Raw genomic sequence first — 15,850 nt, forward strand, 5'->3', positions numbered from 1 at the left:
AGTCCGCCGCGATCTTCCGCAACGGCACCCCCGGATCCCGATCACGAGCAACCGCGACGACGTCCTCACGAAACTCGCGGGGATAAGGCTTGGGCATGATGACATCCTCCCAGCGGCACCCTTCGGCACCACAGATCAGGTGTCACCTATCCGTTCAGCAGACCCGGTAGATGCCGGGACCGGGTGAGTCAGACCCGGGGAGCCAAGAGGACCAAGTTCGGGACATGGGCGTTCACGTTTGTCGGATGGATTGAGTCTGGTCGGCCCGGATTGCTGATTTGGGCCGACGGGAGTGCGATCGGCCGACGGGAGTGCAAGAGGTGACCCGACCGAACTGCGCCCCAGCCCCCAGGCGCAGGCCGGCCGGGCTCAGCCCCGCCTCAGGCGGCGACGCGGGCGACGGCGGCGATCGCGCTGGCGAAGAAGCCGAGCCCGTCGATGCCGGAGCGCATGGCGGTACGGGTGTCGGGGCCGAAGCCCGGCTCCGTGGCGTGCTCCGGGTGGGGCATGAGGCCCACCACGTTCCCGGTCTCGTTCGTGAGGCCGGCGATGTCGCGCAGTGACCCGTTCGGGTTGATGCCGGCATAGCGGAAGGCGACGAGGCCGTCGCCCTCGATGCGGTCGAGCGTCTCGGCGTCGGCGATGTAGCCGCCCTCGGCGTTCTTCAGGGGGATGACGATCTCCTGCCCCTTCGTGAAGGCGCTGGTCCAGGCGGTGTCGGCGTTCTCGACCGTGAGCCGCTGGTCGCGGCGCACGAAGTGCTGGTGGTCGTTCCGGATCAGCCCGCCGGGGAGCAGGTGGGCCTCGACGAGCATCTGGAAGCCGTTGCAGATGCCGAGGATCGGCATGCCCTTCGCGGCGGCGCTCTTGACCTCGGTCATGATCGGCGAAAGCGCGGCGATCGCGCCGGAGCGGAGGTAGTCGCCGTAGCTGAATCCGCCGGGCAGGACGAGCGCATCCACACCGTCGAGGTCGTGCGCACCGTGCCAGAGCGCCACGGGCTCGGCCCCGGCGATCCGGACCGCGCGCTGCGCGTCCCGGTCGTCGAGCGATCCGGGGAAGGTGATGACGCCGATCCGGACCGTCATTCGACGACCTCGATGCCGACGACGTCCTCGATCACCGCGTTCGAGAGCACCTCGTCCGCGATGCGCTTCGCCTCGGCGAGCACCTCGTCGGTGACCTCGCCCTCGACGGTGAGCTCGAAGCGCTTCCCGATGCGGACATCGGAGAAGAGGTCGACGCCCAGTCGGGCGAACGCGCCGGTCACGGCCTTCCCCTGCGGGTCGAGCAGTTCGGACTTGGGCATGACGTCGACGACGATGGTGGGCATTCGAGGCTCCGGAAGTCGCGGGCGAGAGGGGTGCGGCCAGTCTATCTCCCGGCGTGTGCCGGGCGGACCCGCCCGCCGCCCCGTCGGGTCCGCATGCCCGCCCCGAATGCATGGAGAATGCGCGCTTGCAGGCCGGATCGACGGGAATCAGCCATGCATCCGGGGGATGTCCATGCATCCGGGACGGGCCGGGACAGGCCGGACAGGACAGGACGGGCCGGACAGGACGGGCCGGACAGGACAGGCCGGCGAGGACCGCGCGAGCCCGTCAGGAGTGGAAGACGGTGTGCACGTCTCCGACCACGCCGCGGCCGCCGAGGCCGTCGATCTCGAAGAGCACGGAGACGCCGGTGACGCGATAGCCGAGCTCCTCCACGAGCCGGCGGCCTGCGGCGAGCGTGCCGCCCGTGGCGAGCACGTCGTCGATCAGCAGCACGCGGGTGCCCGTGGGGAGGTCGTCGTGCATCTCGATGGTCGCCGTGCCGTACTCCAGCGCATAGTCGACGGAGGCGGCGGGGCGGGGGAGCCTGCCGGCCTTGCGGAGGGGGACGAATCCGGTGCCGGCGGCGATCGCGGCGGCTCCGGCCAGGATGAAGCCGCGCGCCTCGACGCCGGCGACCACGTCGAACTCTCCGGTGAACGGGGCGATCAGCGCCTCGGTCGTGACCCGCAGCGCCTCCGCGTCGGCCAGGAGCGGGGTGATGTCGCGGAAGAGGATGCCGGGCTCGGGGTGATCCGGGATCGAGCGGATGAGCGATTCGGCGCGGGCGAGCGCTGGCGTCAGGGTCACCGCTACAGCGTAGCTATCGGGCGCGGCCGATGCGGGAGGGCGTCCGGTCTTTGGGAGCGCTCCCACGCTTGCTAGCATCGAGCCCGACACGAAGAGGCCCAGGAGAGGACCACCCATGACCCGTTCATTCCCCGAGGGCTTCCTCTTCGGCGCTGCGACCGCCGCCTATCAGATCGAGGGCGCCGCGTTCGAGGACGGCAGGACCGTCTCGATCTGGGACGCGTTCGCCCGCGTCCCCGGCGCCGTGCAGAACGGCGACACCGGCGACGTTGCCTGCGACCACTATCACCGCGTCCCCGAGGACGTGGCCCTGATGCGCGAGCTCGGACTCCAGGTCTACCGGTTCTCGACGTCCTGGTCGCGGGTGCGCCCGGACGGCGGCGCCGTGAACCCCGCAGGCCTCGCCTTCTACGACCGCCTGGTCGACGAGCTGCTCGGCGCCGGCATCCGCCCGTGGCTGACGCTCTATCACTGGGACATGCCCCAGGCGCTGGAGGAGCGGGGTGGGTGGACGAGCCGCGACACCGTCGAGCGGTTCACCGAGTACGCCCTCACCACGCACGACGCCCTCGGCGACCGCGTCCGGGACTGGACGACCCTGAACGAGCCGTGGTGCTCGTCCTTCCTCTCCTACACCGCGGGCGTGCACGCCCCCGGTCGCTACAGCGTGGAGGACGGCCTGGTCGCCTCCCACCACCTGCTGCTCGCGCACGGCCGGACGATCGAGGCGCTCCGCGCGCGCGATCCGGAGCTCGATCTCGGGATCACCCTGAACCTCACCGTCGCGGATCCCGCGGACCCGAGCGATCCGGCCGACGTGGACGCCGCGCGTCGCATCGACGGGCAGTTCAACCGCTGGTTCCTGGATCCGGTGTTCCGTGGCTCCTATCCGCAGGACGTCGTGGACGACGTCCGCGCCGTGGACCCGGACGCGGTGACGGGCTGGGAGCGCGCGGTCCGTCCGGGGGACCTCGAGACGATCGCCGTGCCGCTCGACGTGCTGGGCGTGAACTACTACCACGGCGAGCTGCTTACGGGGCATGCGCCCGAGGGGACGGCGAGCCGCGACGTGCACGCCGGCGGGATCGGCGTCACCCGGCCGACGCGGTCCCCGTTCCCGGCCGCGCAGGACGTGCATTGGGCGGAGCGCGGGCTTCCCCGTACGGGCATGGACTGGGAGGTGCAGCCGGAGGGACTGACCCGCCTGCTCCAGCGGGTCGCCGCCGAGTACGCGGACGGCGTGCCCCTGTACGTGACCGAGAACGGCGCCGCCTACGACGATGCGGTCATCGACGGCGCGGTCCCGGACGCCGAGCGCACGGAGTTCCTGCGCGCGCACGTGGCAGCGACCCTGGACGCGATCGAGTCAGGGACGGACGTGCGCGGCTACTTCGCCTGGTCGCTGCTGGACAACTACGAGTGGTCCTGGGGCTACGAGAAGCGGTTCGGCATCGTCCGCGTCGACTATCAGAGCCTGGAGCGGATCGTGAAGGACAGCGGTCGGGAGTACGCTCACATCATCGCGGCGCGCGCGATCTGACCGATCCGCCGCCTTCCTCGCACGCACCTCGCCCGTCGGCGACCGTGCCGCGGGTGGCAGAGAGGGAGCGGATGGGTCGGGCGACGATCGAAGAGGTCGCGGCGGTCGCGGGTGTCTCCCGGTCGACCGTGTCGCGGGTGGTCAACGGGTCGACGGCGGTGAGCCGCAGTGCCCTCACCGCGGTGCAGGACGCGATCGCGCTGCTGGACTACGTCCCGAACCGCGCGGCACGCTCGCTGGCCAGCCGGCAGACGCACGCGATCGCCCTGGTGGTCCCCGAGGACACGACGCGCTTCTTCGGCGACCCGTTCTTCGCGGAGATCGTGGCCGGCATCAGCTCCCGTCTCGCCGCATCCGACTACGTGCTCACCCTGCTCGTGGCCAGCGAGGATCCCGGGGACAAGATGACCGGCTTCGTGCGCAACGGCGGGGTGGACGCCGCCATCATCGTCTCGCACCACACCAGCGACTCCTTCGTCGACCGGATCGCGGAGTCGGTGCCCGTGGTCTTCGGCGGGCGTCCGGCGCACGAGAGGCCGTCGGACTACGTCGTCGACGTCGACAACGTGCGCGGCGGACGGATCGCGGCGGAGCATCTGATCGCCCGGGGCTGCCGTCGGATCGCGACTGTCACGGGTCCGCTCACGATGCCGCCCGCCGTCGATCGGCTGCGGGGCTTCCGTGAGGCGCTCCGCGATGCGGGGCTCGAGCCGTGGGCGGAGCTGGACGGCGGGTTCTCCGAGGCGGGCGGGGCGGAGGCCGCCGGCCGTCTCCTGGAGGGGGAGGCGCGGCCGGACGGCGTCTTCGTCGCCAGCGACCTCATGGCGAGCGGAGTCCTGCGGGTGCTCCGCGGGGCGGGCCTGCGGGTGCCGGAGGACGTGGCGGTCATCGGCTACGACGACTCGCAGATCGCCGTCGCGACCGATCCGCCGCTCACCACCGTCCGCCAGCCGATGCACGCCGAGGGCGAGACGATGGCCGCGGTGCTCATCGACGTCCTCGCCGGTCGATCGCCGCGCCGCGTCACGATCATGCCCACCGAGCTCGTGGTCCGCGCCTCCGCCTGACCCCGCGGGGATGCCGCGGCGGGAGTGACGCCTCGGGCTGACCCGAGGGGATCATCCCGGCGGGGGTGATGCCTCCGCCTGACCCCGTGGGGATGCCCCCGGCGGGGTGCGGGTGCCCGTGTCCCGATTTTCGGGGTGCGTGTCCCGGTTCTGGTTGTGTTTCGGCTCGTGAACAACAGAAATCGGGACGCGGTTGGACCCGAGACCCCGGGCTCCTGTCCCGGGCTCCTGCCCCGGCTATTCCGGGTCGCCGCCGAGCGGGCCGACGGCCTCGAGCGGTCGCGGGTCGTCCGCACCGGAGCGGCGCAGGCGGGCGACGAGGTTCCCGCCGTGGTAGATCACGATCGCGGCGAGGGTGGCGATCACGATTCCGCCGAGCTCGAAGCCCGACCCCTCGTCCTTGATCATGAAGCCGCCCACGGCGATGACGAGCGCGACGGCCGCCGTGTACTGGTTGACCGGCCGGGAGAAGTCGACGCGGTTGTCGACCCAGATCTTCACGCCGATGATCCCGATGAGACCGTACAGGGCCGTCGTGATCCCGCCGAGCACGCCGGGCGGGACCGAGTTGATGACCGCGCCGAACTTGGGCGACAGGCTCAGCAGGATCGCGGCGATGCCGGCGACCCAGTACGCGGCCGTGGAGTACACCCGGGTCGAGGCCATGACGCCGATGTTCTCGCCGTAGGTGGTCGTCCCGGAGCCGCCGAAGAAGCCGGCGACGGAGGTCGAGAGGCCGTCGGCGATGAGGGCCTTGCCCGTCTGCTGATTGATCGAGGGGTCCTCGACCATGGTCGCGACGCCGCGCACGTGCCCGACGTTCTCGGCGATGAGGACCAGGACGACGGGGAGGAACATCGCCATGACCGACCAGGTCCCCGGGGACGCGAAGTCGGGGAGGTGGAAGGTGGGGAGCCCGACCCAGTCCGCCTCCTCCACGGCCGTGAAGGAGAGCTCGCCGCGGATCCCCGCGAAGACGTAGCCGGCGATCACGCCGAGGAAGATCGAGATCCGTCCGAGGAACCCGCGGAACAGCACGGCGAAGAGGATCGTCACGGCGAGGGTGAAGGTGGCCGTGACCGGGGACGCGGCGAAGTTGTTGTGCGCGGCGCCGGCGAGGTTGAAGCCGATGAGGGCCACGATCGTCCCCGCGAGCACCGGCGGCAGGAAGCGGTCCACCCAGCGCACGCCGACCGTGTGCACCACGACGCCGATGAGCACCAGCAGGACGCCGACCGCGACGATGCCGGCGAGGGCGGCGCCTCGTCCGTCCGAGCCGCCGACGGCGTTCGCAGCGGTCGCCGCGGTGACGGGGGCGATGAACGCGAAGGAGGATCCGAGGTAGCTCGGCAGCTTGTTGCGGGTGATCAGGAGGAACAGGATCGTGCCGATGCCGCTGAACAGCAGCGTCGTCGGCACGGGGAAGCCGGTGAGGATCGGCACGAGGAAGGTCGCGCCGAACATCGCCACCACGTGCTGCACGCCGATCGCGATGGTGGCGGGCCAGCTGAGCCGCTCATCGGGGCGGACGACGGCTCCCGGCTCGACCGTGCGGCCGTCGCCGTGGATCTTCCACAGGGCCATGGGGTGCTCCTCGGAATCAGGGGATGAAGGCTGTTCGCCACCCTATCCTGGGCGTTCCCTGAGAGGAGGGGCAAGCCCCTGCTGTCGGACCGTTCCACGTTCGTCGGACCGTTGCGGCCCTCTTGGCCGACGGATGTGGAACGGGCCGACCAGACGTTCGCCGACCAGACGTTCGGGAGTCTGGCGCTCGCGGAGCTGTCGGTCAGGCGGTCAAACGATCGATCAGCTCCGCGTAGCGCGCGGCGGTGCGCTCGACGACGTCCGCGGGCAGCGCGGGCGGCTCGCCCTGCCGGTCCCAGTGGGCGGCGAGCCAGTCGCGCACGATCTGCTTGTCGAAGCTCGCCATCCGCTCCGCCGATGTGGTCCCGGTGCGCCAGGACTCCCGGTCCCAGTAGCGGGAGGAGTCGCTGGTCAGGACCTCGTCGGCGAGGCGGAGCACGCCGTCGCGGTCGACGCCGAACTCGAACTTCGTGTCGGCGAGGATCAGTCCCCGCTCCTCGGCGATCGCGGCGGCGCGTCGGTAGATCGCCAGCGACGCGTCCCGCAGCTGCGCCGCCTGCTCCGCGCCCACGATCTCCTCGGCGCGCGCGAACGTGATGTTCTCGTCGTGCTCTCCCATCGGCGCCTTGTAGGCCGGGGTGAAAAGCGGCTCCGGCAGGAGGTCGCCGTCGTGCAGGCCCGCAGGGAGGGGGATGCCGCAGACGGTCCCCGACTCCTGGTACTCGGCCCAGCCGGATCCGGTGAGGTAGCCGCGGACGACGCACTCGATCGGCAGCATCTCCAGCGACTGCGCGATCATCGCGCGGTCGGCCACGGCGGCGGGGAGGTCACCGGGGGCGAGGTGGTTCGGCACGGCATCCGGCCCCTCGGAGAGCCGGGCGAACCACCATCGGCTCAGTCTCGTCAGCAGCGCGCCCTTCTGCGGGATCCCCGGCTCGAGCACGAAGTCGAAGGCGCTCACCCGGTCGGACGCCACGACGAGGATGCGGGTGTCGTCGGCGTCCTCCGAGGCGTAGAGGTCGCGGACCTTGCCGGAGTAGAGATGGCGCCATCCCGGGATCCGGGTCGAGGCTCCGATCGCGGAGCCCGGCTCTGCCGACGGGGCGGCGCTCTCGGGCGTGGAGTTCTCGGGCGTGGAGTTCTCGGGGGTGGGGCTCGCTGGGGTGCTCACCCGCCCATTATCCCGGCCACGGGGCGTGCCGGGCATCCGACTGCGATGTCGGAGGGGGCGCGTACCCTGAGCCCGATGGACACGCTCACCCCTCGCCTGCGGCTGAGCCGCCCGACGCCGGCCGACGCCGACGTCCTCTATGCGATCAACGCCGACCCCCGCGTCTGGACCCACTACCCGACCCTCCGCCACACCGACGCCGGCCAGTCGGCGGCGATGCTCGCCGGATGGATCGGGCATTGGATCGATGCCGACCTCGGAACCTGGGTGGTGCGGCTCCGCGAGACGGGGGAGGTGATCGGCTACGGCGGCTGCACCCGGCTGAGGGGAGGCAAGCGCGGGGGCGGTGACGTGTGGAACCTCGGCTACCGGATCGCCGCCGATCACCACGGCCGGGGATACGCGACCGAGCTCGCGGAGGCGGCGACCGCGCGAGCCGAGGTCCTGGCGCCTGAGGTGCCCGTGATCGCCTTCCTGGTCGCGCACAATCACGCCTCCGCCGCGGTCGCGGGGAGAGCGGGACTCACCCTGCGGCATCGGGGTCCGGATGCGGGGAACCCCGATCCCTCGGTGGAACGGCTCGTCTTCGCGGATCGGCCGCTGAGCGCCGCCCAGCTCGCGTCGACGCTGCGCTGACGAGGGGAGCAGCCGACCGGTGCGAGCTCCGGGTCGTCATGGCGGCCGGTCACGTGTATAGTCCACATGGACTAATCGATATGGAGCATGAATGAAGACCCCTACACCGACACCCCTCGGCGTCATGGTCCTCGCCCTGCTGCGCGAGGGCGACATGCATCCCTACGAGATGCTGAGGCTGCTGCGCCATCGCCGCGGGGACCGCATGGTGCGTCTCACGAACGGGACGCTCTACCACACGGTCGCCCGCCTGCAGAAGGACGGGCTCATCGCCGAGGTCGGGGTGGACCGCGAGGGTAACCGTCCCGAGCGCACCACCTACACGCTCGTCGGGGACGGGCGTGAGGTGCTGGAGACCTGGGTACGTCGGGGGCTGTCGCTGGTCGATCGCGAGGCGGAGTTCCAGGTCGCGCTCGCCGAGGCGCACAACCTCCCCCGTGCAGAGGTGGTCGGCCTCGTCTCTGCTCGGCGCGCGTTGCTCGCCGAGCAGCTCGACGCCCTCGGGAGTGGCCTCGCCGATGCACGTGCCCGCTCCGTCTCCGCTCAGTTCCTCCTCGAGCACGATCGCCAGGTGGCTCTGCTGGATGCCGACCTGGCCTGGACCGACGGGTTCCTCGCCGACCTGGCGGACCCCGCGTTCGTCTGGGGCGTCTGCAGCGACCCGGACGGAAGCGACCCGGACAGCAGCATCACGAGCTCCGGCATCACGAGCTCAGACACAACGAACGTCGACATCACGAACTCCGACATCACGGACGACGCCCTTCGAAAGGCACCACGCGAATGACAGACACCTCATCCACCGCGACGACGACGGGGTCCCGCCCCGTCGTCCCTCGAAGCCCCTGGCCCGCCCTCTGGGCGCTGGTCATCGGCTTCTTCATGATCCTCGTCGACACCACGATCGTCTCGGTGGCCAACCCCGCGATCAAGGCGGCGTTGGATCCGAGCACCAACAACCTCGACAACGTCGTGTGGGTCACGAGCGCCTATCTGCTCGCCTACGCGGTGCCGCTCCTGATCACCGGTCGCCTCGGCGACAGGTTCGGGCCGAAGAACATCTACCTGATCGGGCTCGTCGTCTTCACCGCCGCCTCGCTGTGGTGCGGACTGTCCAGCACGCTGGAGGGGCTGATCGTCGCCCGCGCGGTCCAGGGCATCGGCGCGGCGTTCATGACGCCGCAGACGATGGCCGTGATCACCCGCACCTTCCCGCCTGAGCGCCGCGGTGCGGCCATGGGCCTGTGGGGCGCGACGGCGGGCGTGGCGACCCTGGTCGGCCCGCTTCTCGGCGGCCTCCTCGTGGACGGCCTCGGCTGGGAGTGGATCTTCTTCATCAACGTCCCCGTCGGCATCGTCGGGTTCGTGCTGGCCGCGATCCTCGTCCCGCGGCTGGAGACCCACCCGCACCGCTTCGACGTGGTGGGCGTCGTGCTCAGCGCGGTCGCGCTGTTCCTCATCGTGTTCGGCCTGCAGGAGGGCGAGAAGTACGACTGGGGCACGATCGCCGGCCCGATCTCGGTATGGGGGCTCATCATCGCCGGCCTCGTGCTGCTCGCGGTCTTCATCGTGCAGCAGTGGCGCACCAAGAGCGAGCCCTTGGTGCCGCTCAGCCTGTTCCGCGACCGCAACTTCTCCGGTGCGAATCTCGCGATCGCCGCCGTCGGGTTCACGATCACGGGCATGGCGCTGCCGTTCATGTTCTTCCTGCAGCTGGCGCGGGGGCTGACGCCGACCGAGTCCGCGCTGCTGATGATCCCGATGGCGGTGATCTCCGGCGTGCTCGCGCCGTTCGCCGGCTCCCTGCTCGACCGGGTCGATCCGCGGCTCATCCTCATCCCCGGCCTGCTGTTCGTCGCGGCCGGCCTGCTGTGGAACTCGGCGCTGATGACGCCGGACACCCCGATCTGGATGTTCCTGTTCCCCTCGGCGCTGCTGGGCATCGGCAACGCCGGGATGTGGGGGCCGCTGGCGACCACCGCCACCCGTCGCCTCCCTCCGCGGCAGGCGGGCGCAGGCGCCGGCATCTACAACACCACCCGCACCATCGGCTCCGTGATCGGATCGTCCGCGATCGCCGCGTTCATGCAGGCGCGGCTGGAGGCGAACCTCCCCGGGATCGACCAGGCGCCGGGCGGGATCGGCGGAGGCGGTGCGCTGCCGGAGGCGATCGTCGGCGGATTCTCGACGGGCATGGCGCAGACGATGCTCCTCCCCGCCGCGGTGATCGGCGTCGCGCTCATCGCCGCGTTCTTCCTCCGGCGGCACGTCCCCCAGAGCTGAGCCCGACTGAGCCCGGCCGAGCGGTCCCGGACGCCGTCCGGGACCGCTCCCGTTGCGAATTCTGCCGCTTCCGATCGTCGGGAGCGGCAGAATTCGTTACCGGAAGGCGCAGACCGCCGCGGTTTCCGTGGCGGTGCGGTGGAAGATGCTGGACGCGGCGCGCGCGGCTGCCCTAGGCTGGCGCCGTCATCAGCGCTCACCGGAGGCAGCGTCGCCTCCCGGCTCCCCAGGGCGCGGCCACCCGATGCGACGCTGCCCTGGAGACGACATGACGACGACCCCGATCGACCTCAGCCGCGGCGAGGGCAAAGGCCTCGCCGCGGGAACCCTCGGGCTGTGGGGATCCACGGTCATCGGCCTGGCGTCCACGGCCCCGGTGTACTCGCTCGTCGCGACCCTCGGCTTCGTGGTGCTGGCGGTGGGCGCCCAGGCGCCGATCGCGTTCATCATCGCCTTCGTCCCGATGCTGTTCATCGCCTTCGCCTACCGTGAGCTGAACCGTGACGTCCCGGACTGCGGGACCACGTTCACCTGGGCGACGAAGGCCTTCGGCCCGTGGGTCGGCTGGATGGGCGGATGGGGCGTCGCCGTCGCCGGGATGGTCGTGCTCGCGAACCTCGCGCAGATCGCGAGCGTCTACTTCTGGGCGCTGTTGGGGCAAGAGTTCGAGAACAACGACTGGCGGATCATCCTCGTCGCCGTCGCGTTCATCGCCGCGATGACCTGGGTGAGCTGGCGCGGCGTCGAGATCGGCGAGAAGATCCAGAACCTGCTGCTGGCGATCCAGTACGGCGCGCTCGCGCTGTTCGTCGTCGCGGCGTTCGTGCAGTTCTTCACCGGCACGGCCCCGAACCCGACGCCGTTCGACTGGGAGTGGCTGAACCCGTTCGCGATCGGATCCTGGAGCGGCTTCACCGAGGCGGTGCTCCTGGCCCTGTTCATCTACTGGGGGTGGGACACCTGCCTCGCGCTCAACGAGGAGACCAAGGACCCCAAGCGCATCCCGGGCGCTGCGGCCCTGCTCACCTGCGTCCTGCTCCTGATCACCTACGTCGGCGTCACCGTCGCGGCGATGATGTACGCGGGCCTCGGGGAGGGCGGGACGGGGCTGGGCAACGAGGCCAACGCCGACGACTTCTTCCTCGCGATCAAGGACGGCCTGCTCGGCCCCTTCGGCTGGGTGCTGGTCGTCGCGGTGCTGATCTCGGCGGTGTCCTCGACGCAGACCACGATCCTCCCCACCGCCAGGGGCACCCTCGCGATGGGGGTCTATCGCGCGCTGCCGGAGAGGTTCAAGGGTGTGCATCCGCGGTACCGGACCCCGTCCTTCGCCACGCTGGTGATGGGCATCGTCGCATCCCTCTACTACATCGGCATGACGCTGATCAGCGACAACATCCTGCAGGACTCGATCGCGTCCCTCGGCCTCGCGATCGCCTTCTACTACGCGATCACCGGCTACGCGTGCGTCTGGTACTTCCGCGCCGAGCTGTTCCGCTCCGCCGGCGCCTTCCTGGTGAAGGGGCTGATGCCGCTCCTCGGCGCGCTCATGCTCACCTATGCGTTCGTGCAGTCCGCGGTCGACATGTGGGCGGTGGACTACGGCAACACCGTGCTCCTGGGCATCGGAGGGACGTTCGTCGTCGGGATCGGTTCGCTGCTCTTCGGCGTCGTCCTGATGGTGCTCTGGTTCCTGTTCCCTCGGGCGAAGCGCTTCTTCCGCGGCGAGAGCCTGAATCGCGACACCCCCGTCCTCGTCCCGGATGAGCCCGGCGAGGTCATCCGCTCGGTGGACGGCGGGATCTGATCGGCGGCCCGCGGGGGATCGGACCGCGAAACGGCCGCCCACTAGGGTGGATGCTCGACCGACCGGTCACACCTGCCGATCCCGAGGAGCATCCGTCGTGATCCGAAACCCCACTCCCGCGATCGCGCGGCTGCGCACGCTCGGTCGTGCCGCCGGCACCGCCGTGCTGACCGTGCTCGTCGCGGGCGCCGTCCTTCTCAGCGGCGCGGCCACCGCGACCGCCGCCGACACAGCCGCCGCCGATACGGCCGCCAGCGCAGGCACGACCGCGGCCGATACGACCTATGTGATCGGCACGGACACGACCTTCGCGCCCTTCGAGTTCACGAACGCCGACGGACAGCTGGTCGGCATCGACATGGACCTCCTCCATGCCATCGCGAAGGATCAGGGCTTCCAGGTCGAGATCCGCCAGCTCGGTTTCGACGCCGCCGTCCAGGCGCTCCAGTCGAACCAGGTCGACGCCGTCATGGCGGGCATGTCGATCACCGCCGAGCGGCAGAAGACGTTCGACTTCAGCGCCCCCTACTTCACCAGCGGCATCCAGCTCGGCGTGCTCGCCAGCGGTGACATCCACTCCCTCGACGATCTCGATGGCAAGGCGGTCGCGGTCAAGACCGGCACCCAGGGGCAGACGTTCGCCGAGGAGAACAAGGACAAGTACGGCTTCCGCATCACGCCCTACCAGGACACGACCGACATGGTCGACGCGGTCAAGGCGGGCCAGGCGGTCGGCTACTTCGAGGACTTCCCCGTGCTCGCGTACGGGATCCAGCAGGGCTCCGGCTTCCGCCTCGTCGGCGCCCCCGAGCTCGGCGGCGAGTACGGCTTCGCGGTCAACAAGGGACAGAAGCCCGAGCTGATCGAGAAGTTCAACGCCGGGCTCGCGAACCTCAAGGAGTCGGGCGAGTACGACAAGATCGTCGACCGGTACCTCTCCGGCGGCGAGGAGACCGCGCAGCCGACCGACATCATCTCGGTCGCGGTGAAGTACTGGCCGGCGCTGATGAACGGCCTGTGGCTCACGATCCTCGCGACCATCGTCGCGATCGTCGCCGCGTTCATCCTCGGGCTCGTCTTCGGCTTCGGCCGGATCTCCGGCTTCTTCCTGTTCCGCTGGCTCGCCACGGCCTACGTCTTCGTGTTCCGCGGCACCCCGATCCTGGTGCAGGCGTTCTTCGTGTTCTTCGCGGTCCCGCAGCTGTTCCCCGGCCTCACGTTCGACCCGTTCGTCGCGGGGGCCATCACGCTCTCGTTGAACACGGGCGCGTACATGACCGAGATCATCCGCGGCGGCATCCAGGCGGTCGATCCCGGGCAGGCCGAGGCGTCGCGCTCGCTCGGGCTCGGCCACTGGAAGACGATGCGGCGGGTGGTGCTGCCGCAGGCCTTCCGGATCATGATCCCGTCGTTCGTGAACCAGGGGATCATCACCCTCAAGGACACGTCGCTGATCAGCGTGATCGGCCTCGCCGAGCTGACCTTCCAGTCGCGGCAGATCATCGCCTCGACCTACCTGTCCGCCCAGGTGCTGACGATCGTCGCCGTCATCTACTTCGTCGTGATCACCCTGCTGACACTGCTCGCCAATCGCCTGGAGAGGAAGTTCAACGCATGAGCAAGATCGAGGTGCAGGACCTGCACAAGTCGTTCGGGGACAACCAGGTGCTCAAGGGCATCGACCTCGCGGTCGAGGACGGCGAGGTCATCGCGGTCATCGGGCCCTCCGGCTCCGGCAAGTCCACGCTGCTGCGCTGCCTCAACAAGCTCGAGGAGCCCACCTCCGGTCGCATCGTCATCGACGGCGTCGACCTCACCGACAAGAGCGTGAAGCTCGACGAGGTGCGCCAGCGCATCGGCATGGTGTTCCAGCACTTCAACCTGTTCCCGCACATGACCGTGCTGGAGAACATCACGCTCGCACCGGTCGAGCTCGGACGCCTGTCGAAGGCGCAGGCGCGGGAGCGCGCGCGGTCGCTGCTCGCACGGGTCGGCCTCGAGGAGAAGGCGGACGCGAAGCCGGCGTCGCTCTCCGGCGGTCAGAAGCAGCGCGTCGCGATCGCACGGGCGCTGGCCATGGATCCCGAGATCATGCTCTTCGACGAGGCGACGAGCGCCCTGGACCCGGAGATGGTCGGCGAGGTGCTGCAGGTGATCCGCGACCTCGCCTCCGGGGGCATGACCATGGTGCTGGTCACCCACGAGATGGGCTTCGCCCGCGAGGTCTCCGGTCGCACCGTGTTCATGGACGGCGGCGTGGTCGTCGAGCAGGCGCCGCCGGCCGAGCTGTTCGGCGCCCCGAAGAACGAGCGGCTGAAGGACTTCCTCTCGAAGGTGCTCTGAGCCCGCGCGCTGCGCGGGCTATTCGGCGACGCGGGCGGCGATGTCGCGGCGGTAGTGCGATCCGTCGAGCGAGATGCGGCCGATGGCCTCGTACGCGCGGGCACGGGCGTCGGCGAAGTCGGATCCGGTCGCCACGACGTTCAGCACGCGGCCGCCGGTCGCGATGAGCGATCCGCCCGGCGCATCCGGTCCCGCCGTCGCGGCGTGGACGATCCGGACGCCCTCGACGGACGCCGCCTCGGCGAGGCCCTCGATGAGCCGTCCGGTCTGCGGTGCCTCGGGGTAGCCCTCGCTGGCGAGGACGACGGTGACGGCGACCTCGTCGGAGAACACCGGCTGCGGCTGGTCCTCCAAGGTCCCGACCGAGGCGGCGAGCAGCAGCGCGGACAGCGGCGTGACCAGCCGGGGGAGAACGACCTGGGTCTCCGGGTCGCCGAAGCGGGCGTTGAACTCGATCACGCGGATGCCGGCGGGCGTGAGGATCAGCCCGGCGTAGAGCAGGCCGATGAACGGCGTGCCCTCCGCATCGAGCCGCTGCACCACGGGCATGGCGACCGTGCGGGTGACCTCGTCGACGAACGCCTCCGCGCTGCCGAACTGCTCGGCCAGCCACGGGAGCGGCGAGTAGGCGCCCATGCCGCCCGTGTTCGGACCGGCGTCGCCGTCGAACGCGCGCTTAAAGTCCTGCGCGGGGCTGAGCGGACGCACGGTGTCGCCGTCGCTGAGGAAGAAGAGCGAGACCTCGGGGCCGGTGAGGAACTCCTCCACGAGCACGGAGCCCGAGGGCAGGTACTGCTCGGCGTGGGCCAGGGCCGCTGTGCGGTCATCGGTGACGATCACGCCCTTGCCCGCGGCCAGCCCGTCGGCCTTCACGACGTACGGCGCGCCCAGCTCGTCGAACGCCGCCTCGGCCTCGGCACGGGAGGACGCCCGGACGGCGCGGCCGGTCGGCACGCCGGCGGCGTCCATGATCCGCTTGGCGAACGTCTTCGAGCCCTCGAGCTGCGCGGCGGCCTTCCCCGGTCCGAACACCGGGATGCCCCGCTCCCGCACGGCATCGGCCACGCCGGCGACCAGGGGTGCCTCGGGGCCGATGACGACCAGGTCCACCGCGTGCTCGTTCGCGAACGCCGCGATGGCGGGGCCGTCGAACGGGTCGACCTCCACGATCGTCGCGTCCTGCGCGATACCGGCGTTCCCCGGGGCGGCGAGGAGGACGTGCGCCTCCTCCTCCGATCGCAGGGCGAGGATGATCGCGTGCTCGCGGGCACCGGAACCGAGGACGAGGATCTTCAC

Annotated in this window: 14 protein-coding genes; 8 read left to right on the forward strand and 6 right to left on the reverse strand. The window is 70.4% G+C overall.

Going from position 1 to position 15,850, the window contains the following annotated elements:
* Positions 1 to 380 precede the first annotated feature (380 nt).
* The 3 genes from purQ to J2Y69_RS05340 form a co-directional block, all read right to left on the reverse strand.
* Entirely contained in the window at positions 381 to 1,088 is a 708-nt protein-coding gene (gene purQ, locus J2Y69_RS05330) for a phosphoribosylformylglycinamidine synthase subunit PurQ (RefSeq protein ID WP_310018328.1), read from the reverse strand.
* Entirely contained in the window at positions 1,085 to 1,333 is a 249-nt protein-coding gene (gene purS / locus J2Y69_RS05335; RefSeq protein WP_310018331.1) for a phosphoribosylformylglycinamidine synthase subunit PurS, read from the reverse strand. The genes purQ and purS overlap by 4 nt, the downstream gene beginning before the upstream one ends.
* Before the next feature lie 268 nt (positions 1,334 to 1,601).
* Positions 1,602 to 2,123, reverse strand: a complete 522-nt coding sequence (locus J2Y69_RS05340) for an adenine phosphoribosyltransferase (protein ID WP_310018333.1) — start codon at positions 2,121 to 2,123, stop codon at positions 1,602 to 1,604.
* A 115-nt stretch (positions 2,124 to 2,238) separates the two neighbouring features.
* Here J2Y69_RS05340 and J2Y69_RS05345 point away from each other — a divergent pair, with 115 nt between their 5' ends.
* Together J2Y69_RS05345 and J2Y69_RS05350 are read left to right on the forward strand one after the other, a co-directional pair.
* On the forward strand, positions 2,239 to 3,663 hold the full coding sequence (locus J2Y69_RS05345) for a glycoside hydrolase family 1 protein (RefSeq protein ID WP_310018335.1): 1,425 nt from the start codon (positions 2,239 to 2,241) through the stop codon (positions 3,661 to 3,663).
* A gap of 71 nt (positions 3,664 to 3,734) precedes the next feature.
* Entirely contained in the window at positions 3,735 to 4,730 is a 996-nt protein-coding gene (locus J2Y69_RS05350; RefSeq protein WP_310018838.1) for a LacI family DNA-binding transcriptional regulator, read from the forward strand.
* Between the two features lie 237 nt (positions 4,731 to 4,967).
* On the opposite strand, the gene J2Y69_RS05355 is transcribed toward J2Y69_RS05350, so the two are convergent.
* Together J2Y69_RS05355 and J2Y69_RS05360 are read right to left on the reverse strand one after the other, a co-directional pair.
* Positions 4,968 to 6,314 (reverse strand): uracil-xanthine permease family protein, encoded by a 1,347-nt coding sequence (locus J2Y69_RS05355; protein ID WP_310018337.1) that lies wholly within the window; start codon positions 6,312 to 6,314, stop codon positions 4,968 to 4,970.
* Between the two features lie 202 nt (positions 6,315 to 6,516).
* Positions 6,517 to 7,485, reverse strand: a complete 969-nt coding sequence (locus tag J2Y69_RS05360) for a phosphoribosylaminoimidazolesuccinocarboxamide synthase (RefSeq protein ID WP_396653043.1) — start codon at positions 7,483 to 7,485, stop codon at positions 6,517 to 6,519.
* A 75-nt stretch (positions 7,486 to 7,560) separates the two neighbouring features.
* Here J2Y69_RS05360 and J2Y69_RS05365 point away from each other — a divergent pair, with 75 nt between their 5' ends.
* The 6 genes from J2Y69_RS05365 (at position 7,561) to J2Y69_RS05390 (ending at position 14,554) form a co-directional block, all read left to right on the forward strand.
* Positions 7,561 to 8,121 carry a GNAT family N-acetyltransferase gene (locus tag J2Y69_RS05365; RefSeq protein ID WP_310018339.1) on the forward strand — a complete coding sequence of 187 codons (561 nt, stop codon included), beginning with the start codon at positions 7,561 to 7,563 and terminating at the stop codon, positions 8,119 to 8,121.
* Between the two features lie 91 nt (positions 8,122 to 8,212).
* Positions 8,213 to 8,908, forward strand: a complete 696-nt coding sequence (locus J2Y69_RS05370; RefSeq protein ID WP_310018341.1) for a PadR family transcriptional regulator — start codon at positions 8,213 to 8,215, stop codon at positions 8,906 to 8,908.
* The gene (locus tag J2Y69_RS05375; RefSeq protein WP_310018343.1) at positions 8,905 to 10,404 is read left to right on the forward strand and encodes a DHA2 family efflux MFS transporter permease subunit; all 1,500 of its coding nucleotides are present in this window, start codon (positions 8,905 to 8,907) and stop codon (positions 10,402 to 10,404) included. Before J2Y69_RS05370 ends, J2Y69_RS05375 begins: the two co-directional genes overlap by 4 nt.
* Positions 10,405 to 10,672: 268 nt before the next feature.
* Positions 10,673 to 12,211: an APC family permease gene (locus J2Y69_RS05380; RefSeq protein ID WP_310018346.1), complete on the forward strand. Its 1,539-nt coding sequence runs from the start codon at positions 10,673 to 10,675 to the stop codon at positions 12,209 to 12,211.
* 97 nt (positions 12,212 to 12,308) lie between these two features.
* Positions 12,309 to 13,829, forward strand: coding sequence for an amino acid ABC transporter substrate-binding protein/permease (locus J2Y69_RS05385; protein WP_310018348.1), 1,521 nt, complete (start codon positions 12,309 to 12,311; stop codon positions 13,827 to 13,829).
* Positions 13,826 to 14,554: an amino acid ABC transporter ATP-binding protein gene (locus tag J2Y69_RS05390; RefSeq protein WP_310018350.1), complete on the forward strand. Its 729-nt coding sequence runs from the start codon at positions 13,826 to 13,828 to the stop codon at positions 14,552 to 14,554. The genes J2Y69_RS05385 and J2Y69_RS05390 overlap by 4 nt, the downstream gene beginning before the upstream one ends.
* Before the next feature lie 18 nt (positions 14,555 to 14,572).
* On the opposite strand, the gene purD is transcribed toward J2Y69_RS05390, so the two are convergent.
* Positions 14,573 to 15,850, reverse strand: a complete 1,278-nt coding sequence (purD, locus tag J2Y69_RS05395; protein WP_310018353.1) for a phosphoribosylamine--glycine ligase — start codon at positions 15,848 to 15,850, stop codon at positions 14,573 to 14,575.

The organism is Microbacterium resistens (assembly GCF_031456305.1).
Taxonomy (GTDB): Bacteria; Actinomycetota; Actinomycetes; order Actinomycetales; family Microbacteriaceae; genus Microbacterium; species Microbacterium resistens_A.

Coding starts and splice junctions, on each gene's coding strand:
- purS (WP_310018331.1), bottom strand. CDS start 1,333: ATGCCCACCATCGTCGTCGACGTCATGCCCAAGTCCGAACTGCTCGAC.
- J2Y69_RS05355 (WP_310018337.1), bottom strand. CDS start 6,314: ATGGCCCTGTGGAAGATCCACGGCGACGGCCGCACGGTCGAGCCGGGA.
- purQ (WP_310018328.1), bottom strand. CDS start 1,088: ATGACGGTCCGGATCGGCGTCATCACCTTCCCCGGATCGCTCGACGAC.
- J2Y69_RS05380 (WP_310018346.1), top strand. CDS start 10,673: ATGACGACGACCCCGATCGACCTCAGCCGCGGCGAGGGCAAAGGCCTC.
- J2Y69_RS05390 (WP_310018350.1), top strand. CDS start 13,826: ATGAGCAAGATCGAGGTGCAGGACCTGCACAAGTCGTTCGGGGACAAC.
- J2Y69_RS05365 (WP_310018339.1), top strand. CDS start 7,561: ATGGACACGCTCACCCCTCGCCTGCGGCTGAGCCGCCCGACGCCGGCC.
- J2Y69_RS05375 (WP_310018343.1), top strand. CDS start 8,905: ATGACAGACACCTCATCCACCGCGACGACGACGGGGTCCCGCCCCGTC.
- J2Y69_RS05350 (WP_310018838.1), top strand. CDS start 3,735: ATGGGTCGGGCGACGATCGAAGAGGTCGCGGCGGTCGCGGGTGTCTCC.
- J2Y69_RS05370 (WP_310018341.1), top strand. CDS start 8,213: ATGAAGACCCCTACACCGACACCCCTCGGCGTCATGGTCCTCGCCCTG.
- J2Y69_RS05345 (WP_310018335.1), top strand. CDS start 2,239: ATGACCCGTTCATTCCCCGAGGGCTTCCTCTTCGGCGCTGCGACCGCC.